Source organism: Calorimonas adulescens, assembly GCF_008274215.1.
GTDB lineage: Bacteria > Bacillota > Thermoanaerobacteria > Thermoanaerobacterales > UBA4877 > Calorimonas > Calorimonas adulescens.
Window position 1 is genome coordinate 1 of sequence record NZ_VTPS01000040.1, and the last position, 5,507, is coordinate 5,507.

4 protein-coding genes are annotated in these 5,507 nt (G+C 46.3%); all 4 read right to left on the reverse strand.

The features are described from left to right. Positions 1 to 12: 12 nt before the first annotated feature. Complete coding sequence (gene acsB, locus FWJ32_RS13075; protein WP_149546409.1) at positions 13 to 2,136, reverse strand: acetyl-CoA decarbonylase/synthase complex subunit alpha/beta; 2,124 nt, start codon at positions 2,134 to 2,136, stop codon at positions 13 to 15. Positions 2,137 to 2,226: 90 nt separating this feature from the next. Then, positions 2,227 to 3,012 (reverse strand): carbon monoxide dehydrogenase/acetyl-CoA synthase methytransferase subunit, encoded by a 786-nt coding sequence (acsE, locus tag FWJ32_RS13080; RefSeq protein WP_149546410.1) that lies wholly within the window; start codon positions 3,010 to 3,012, stop codon positions 2,227 to 2,229. A gap of 27 nt (positions 3,013 to 3,039) precedes the next feature. Then, positions 3,040 to 4,401 (reverse strand): acetyl-CoA decarbonylase/synthase complex subunit gamma, encoded by a 1,362-nt coding sequence (gene acsC, locus FWJ32_RS13085; protein WP_149546411.1) that lies wholly within the window; start codon positions 4,399 to 4,401, stop codon positions 3,040 to 3,042. 17 nt (positions 4,402 to 4,418) lie between these two features. Then, positions 4,419 to 5,354 (reverse strand): acetyl-CoA decarbonylase/synthase complex subunit delta, encoded by a 936-nt coding sequence (acsD, locus tag FWJ32_RS13090; protein WP_149546412.1) that lies wholly within the window; start codon positions 5,352 to 5,354, stop codon positions 4,419 to 4,421. Positions 5,355 to 5,507: the final 153 nt, after the last annotated feature.

The window sequence follows — 5,507 nt, forward strand, 5'->3', positions numbered from 1 at the left end:
TTCCCACTTCCGTTATAGCATTGGGTCCATGGTCAGAGCTGGATGGCCAACTTTTGTCAAAAATTCCACAACAGTATCCGGATCTGTGCCGACAGTCTCATCGGCTATCATGTCGTAGAAGTTGTCTATGCCCATTTCTTTTGCTCTTTGTTGTAGTTTGTCCTTTAGAGCTTCTTTTAATTCTTTGGGCATCCAGACGACTCTGGCAAGTCCGCCGTCGGCATACAGGAATTTTTTGCTGGTGATGAAATGTCGGCCGTGGCCCATGAATCCAGGTGTTTGTACACCTCCTCCTGTAGTGGAGGCCAGCTCTCCAAAGGTCATGCCAAGGGGTGTGATACCTGAGTATTCTCTGTTGACTATGATGACTCCGTTAGCTTCGGGCATGATGCCGCAGATGCATTCAAAGCAGCCGCACGATGTCATTGGGTCTTCCATTATGGTGTATATGTTTACTTTGGTGGTGGCTCCATGAGAGAGTTCTGAAACAGCCTTGTCTACTGTGGGCCAGCTTCCTTTCACTTCGTCTGCACATTCGCCTTTTTCTATGGGCTGGCAGGGACCGGCGGGATTGAGTTCTTTTGTGGCTTTGGCGTCCAGCCAGCTTACTGCACCGCAGAGTCCCAGTCTTTCCGGGGTTACTATGCATACATGAGCCGGTGCAAAGGACTGGCACAGGAGGCATGAATAGAAGGTGTCTACACTCTCGTCGGTGAGGCCTGCTAGTCTGGCATCTCTTGCTTCATATATGGGTTTTGCTATTTCATTTAGGAGTTTTTCTACTTTGTCTTTGTCGGTGATTATAGTTACCTGTACTTTGTCTACAATGCTGCCGAATTCATCCAGCATTTTTGCATAGAGCACTTCTCCGATATGTTTTAGCCTGAAACCGGCTTCATAGGTGGATTTGCTTATTCTTATCCATATGATGTCCCTCTGGCCGAGATGCATTACCCCTTCGGTGTAATTGGCAAAGTAGTGTATCCTTCTTTCCATGACGGGCTCAAAGTCCTGCTGCATGTTTTTGCCGGCTACTTCTACCAGTATGGCCAGTGGGAGTCTCCCTCCATTGGGCTCGAGGGTGTCTATGTCGGGGCCAATTATTTCGATCTTATGGTCTTCAACCTCCGAGATTTCTCTCATTTTTACCAGTTCCCAGGCTGTAGTTCTGCTTCCTCCAAATTCTGCAAATGTGTCTTCTTTTCTTACTCTTTCACCTTCGAAGGCTGCTGCAAATCCAACGGGGATGGGGATTTCTGTAATTTTTATTTTTATTCCACGGGCTTCCAGAGAGGTGGCTGCGATTTTGTCGTGGTCTTTTTGGACTATGAGGTTTTCAGGTACCTCCTGGACATCTTGGTCGGTTATTACTGGGAATCCTAAGGCTATGGCTCCGGCTCCGGCGGAGACTACGAGCTCGCTTAAGGGTCCGAGGGCGTTGACAAAAGCGGGGACTCTTTCTTTAGTGTATTTGAGGAGTTCGGCAAGGTTGCCCGGCTGAACGTTGCCGAAGATTAGGGCCGCTCTTATGGCTACAGTTACTACATGGATGACTGATGTGACGTCATACCCGAGCGGTATGATTCTGAGCTCTAAACCCATTTTTATTTTGGTATTTATGGCTTGGTCTATGATTTTACCGACTAGAAAGACTAAGAGTCCTTTGGTTTGATAGCTTTTTATGATTTTAGCAGCTTCTTCATCTGATGGAGCTTCACCTATGATTACGGCTACCCCTGGAATGTCTCCGGTTACGAGGGGAACTCCCAGGGAACGGATGACCGTGTCGGGGATAAATCCGATGCATGGTTCGGCATAGGGTGTGTTTTCTCCTACATACTTGCAGGCTTCTATTACTTCTGCCGCTACAGCGGTGGCAAGTCCTGCGTTTAGAGCTTTTTCCAGGTTTTGTTCTTTTACTATGAGGCTTTCAATCATAGGTATGACATTCTTTAGTTCAGCAAGGGTGTTTATTTTCTTGCCTGTGGCTGCGTATATGGTGGGGAGGCTGTAGGCGGTGCCGGGGAAAGCTACTTTTGCGTTTTCACCTCGTTCCGCCACTGTTTTTTCTACGATAGACTTGCAGGCGGCAAGGGCCTGCTCGGACCCCGTGAAAATAATATCAAATAGGCTCATGATAAACTCCTCCTTTAGAGTTATATTCTTTTAGAGTTATTTATATAGTTATTTAAGGTTTTGAGCTTATATAGCACAGGTGAGATGAGATTAAAGCTCAAGGTAGGAGTCGCAGTACAGATTCCTGCCTTTTATTACATCCGCAGTCTTTATGATGTCCATAAGCATCTTGTTGCAGGGGTTGACGATGGCCGAGGTTAAGCCGCATTGGATGGCCATGGCGCAGAAGGTGGCTTCAATGAGTCCTCTTAGTTCTTTTGGACAGCCGTTGGAAACGTTGCTCAGGCCGCCGGTGGTGTTAAATCCCATTTCGGTGATCTGGCGAAGGGCTTCCAGGACTTCTTGCTGTTTATCCTGCATTCCTTTGACTACTACAAAGAGGGGGTCAAATAGTATATTTTCGGGGTCGAGTCCGGCTGTCATTGCTCTGTCGAGGATTTCGGTGCAGTATTGGATTCTTTCGTCGTTGTCCCTGGGTATGCCTTCTTTTGCGCAGAGTCCTATGACCATGGCATCATATTCTGCTGCCAGGTCTATCATGCCTATTCTGGAACCGGCATCAGCTGAGTTTATTATTGGTTTTCCGGCTTTGCGGTCGTAGGCTTTGATTCCGGCTTCCAGGGCTTTGGTGTTGGTGGTGTCGAGACACAGGGGGGTGTTGGGGAATTCCTGCTGAAGGAGCTTTACCACCCATGGCATCAGTTCTTCGCCATCCCTGTCTGCAGGTCCTATGTTTACATCCAGATAATTGGCTCCGGCTTCTACCTGTTCTCTCGCTCTATCGATGATGGGCTTTGGGTTCCTTTCTTGCAGCGCTTGTCTTATTGTGGGTGATATTACGTGAATTCGCTCTCCGATTGTGATGAATCTTGCCATACATTTTTCCTCCTGACATGTATATTTTTATGATGCGCTTTCCTGGCGGTATTCTTTTAAGAATGCTGTCAGGGAAGAGGCTTCACGGGGCCCTACTATTACTTTCCAGCCTGGCAGTTCGTCTTCTATATCGGATTTCAATACCGCCACTTTTCCGGGTATTATGAGTTCTCTGGTTTTTAGCTTGCTTTCTGCTTCAAAGTCTTTTATGGCTTTTGCGATGGATTTTGCGTTGAGTTTTCCTGAGGCCCAGGCGGTCAGTACCGAATATCCACCTGCGTCGGGTATCAGTATCCATGATGGTACCTTGGACCTTTCTACCTCTCCGGAAACTATGAAATATGTTAGTGCGAAGTCCACGGTGACCAGAAGAGGTGATTGTTCATCAGCCTGGCCTATCCTGTAAATGCCCTGTTCAATCCTCATGGGCCTTTGAGGATCGGTGTAAATGTTCTGCCTTATGGCAAAGAGGGGCAGCGCCATTGAGTAATCCATGTCGCTGAGTACTATAACTGATGCATATTTTTCAATAAAGAGCGTCGCCATGGCTATTTCCATCATCTTATCTTGTGTCATGTCGCATACAAAAGCTGCAGTGGGATATCCAAAGGTTCTGTCTTTTGAAAGGAGCGCTGTCCTCCTTATGTTTACAGCGTTGTCAAAGGCAGTCTTCAGACTCCTGCCGCCTGCGTCAAGAAGGAGTTCTTTGTAATCGGTATTTTGTATCTTCTGGACCAGGTCATACAGCTTTGCTTGGTTCTCTGCTTTTACCCCTAAAAGAAGGTTGTGTTTTTTTGCTATGCCTACCATGGCTTCATAGTTTTGTTCATTTGCACCGTAAATTATGGGCCCGAGGGCGGCAAATTCTTCTGCGGCCGCTGAAGCTATGTCCGGGTTTTCGGTAATTATCATGGGCACTATTTTTTTGCACTCAGATGTTACTTTTTTAATCAGTGAGATGAATTTTTGTTTGTCCTGCGATGAGCACCTGAATGCTGCTATTTCCACATACATTTCTTCGCTGATTCGAGTATAGTTTACTGTGTTTATGTGATTTATCTTTTTCTCTACATTGTCAGTGCTTTCTGTATCATCGAATATTACCGCAAACCTTGGTTTGTTTACAAAGGTCTTTTCGTGCCTGAAAAGTACAGTTTCTCCTCCCAGAGAATATGTCTTTTCTCCGGCGCCGAAGGTCACGGTCCTCATTGGGGGAGCGGTGGCCTCCGCAAGTTTGTCTTTTGCTTCATCAGACATGTAGGGGCATTTTTCTGCCTGAGTCCCGCCTTGAGCCAGCTTCATGGCAAAGGCAAGACATGTTGGAAAACCACATTCTTTACAGTTTTTCTTGGGAAGTATTTTGTATATTTCCATACCATTTAAGGCCATGTTCATCTCTCCTATCGTTATAGCAGTTCATCTATAAACTTTCGGATTATTTCCACGGACTTTGGATGCCTTAAAATGACGGCATTGGAACCTGCAGCCAGCACCCCGGCTGCTGTGGAAACCTCCATGGCGATGCCTCTTTCTTCCTGGTCGCCCCACTCAGGCATATCATCCTCAGTGGCAATAGATTCTTTCGCTTTCCATGTTTCAAAGGAGACCGGGCTTATAATGGGAAGCTGCAGGGTGGCGTCATTCTGGTCTAAGGCAGCCAGTCTTATCCTGTCCATGGTGGTGACTACATACTCGAAACCATACCCCACAGCAGCGCATCCGGGATTCATTACCATCTTTTCCGGTTTTACACCTAGCTGGGTTATGAGTATGTTCAGTTGTTTTGCCAGGTTTAAATCTACCGAAGATTCGGCGCTTACAATATTTCCATATGCCATGCCGCAGGCAGCGCCGATCTCTTTATAGTTGGCTTCTACTGCTGAAAGAAATACATAGTTTTTGTCCGGCAAGGCTTCGGCTATTTTGACAAATATTTTGGCGTTTTTTTCATTGGAGTCGCATCCTGCTATCATTAGCGGAATCGATACCTCTCTTGATAGCCTCTCTGCCGTCTTGGCGCAATCTTCCGGTGATTTGTCATCGCCTTCGGGATTGGCTCCTTCAAATCTTATGCATATAAAGTCGGGATTATATTTTTCTATGCAAAATTTTGCCCATTTTACCGGGTCATCGGCATATTCTCCAAATATGTCTTTCAGGCTCTGGGGCCAGCTCTTAGGAAAAACGTCCCATATTTCCATTCCTACAGCCGGTTTTGCTCCCGTGTCTCCATCAAATGTGTAGAAGGGGAGCACGGATTCGCCTCCGAGTTTTAACCCGGAGCCTACAGTTACTTCTCGGATTTTCCCAGTGAATTTTTGAGAAGGCTTTTTGTAATCCATATCAATCACTCCTAAATATATATAGTAACAGCTATGAATTATCTTGAATAAAGCTTAAAGAGTTTTTACAGGCGTTAAATAGAAATCAAATATCTTTTCGGCTGCTTCCCGAGCAGGTACATCGTTGGGTAGCTGCACCAGCGGTATGCCACG

Excerpts from the sequence above, each read along its gene's own strand:
- acsE (WP_149546410.1), bottom strand. The coding sequence starts at position 3,012 with ATGGCAAGATTCATCACAATCGGAGAGCGAATTCACGTAATATCACCC.
- acsB (WP_149546409.1), bottom strand. The coding sequence starts at position 2,136 with ATGAGCCTATTTGATATTATTTTCACGGGGTCCGAGCAGGCCCTTGCC.
- acsD (WP_149546412.1), bottom strand. The coding sequence starts at position 5,354 with ATGGATTACAAAAAGCCTTCTCAAAAATTCACTGGGAAAATCCGAGAA.
- acsC (WP_149546411.1), bottom strand. The coding sequence starts at position 4,401 with ATGGCCTTAAATGGTATGGAAATATACAAAATACTTCCCAAGAAAAAC.